This window comes from Arthrobacter sp. Cr_A7 (assembly GCF_029222765.1).
Lineage (GTDB): Bacteria > Actinomycetota > Actinomycetes > Actinomycetales > Micrococcaceae > Arthrobacter.
Window position 1 is genome coordinate 1 of record NZ_JARHXQ010000017.1, and the last position, 607, is coordinate 607.

The 607-nt window shown below is 62.3% G+C and carries 1 protein-coding gene; it reads right to left on the reverse strand.

Features of this window, described 5'->3' with window-relative positions:
• Positions 1-607 (reverse strand): TRAP transporter large permease subunit (locus P2Q66_RS01005; protein ID WP_275724871.1); only part of this gene is annotated, 607 nt, incomplete at both ends.

Sequence of the window (607 nt, forward strand, 5' to 3'; positions counted from 1 at the left end):
AAGGGCAGCAACGAGGAAGACGACGAAGTGGATGGGATCCACACCGGAAGACACGGCTGCGGGCATGAGCACCGGTGTGCAAAGCAGGATAGCTGCAACTTTGTCCATCACGGTTCCGATGATGATCAGGATCAGGCCGATCAGCAGCATGACGATGGTGGGGTCAGTGCTGACGCTCAGCAGCCAGCTGCTGACCTTTGCCGGCAGCCCGTCAATGGTGAAGATGTAGGAGGCGACGCCGGCGATCATGGCGATGAGCAGGATGGTGCCGGTGGTGAGGCCGGCGTCCACGATCATCTTGGGCATCTGGCGCCACTTCATGTCCCGGTAGACGTAGATGCCGACCAGCAGGCTGTAGAAGACGGCGACGGCGGCCGCCTCCGTGGGCGTGACGAGGCCGCTGAACATGCCCACCAGGATGATCACCGGACCGCCCATGGCCGGGATTCCCCCGAGGACGATCCTCAGGCCCTTCTTGAAAGGCGTCCTTGAGACCTCGCCGTAACCGTGGCGTGCCGACAGGAAGAAATTCACCAGCATCAGGACGAGGATCAGGACAATGGACGGCCCGAATCCTCCCGCGAGTGCCGCGCCTACCGACACGTTC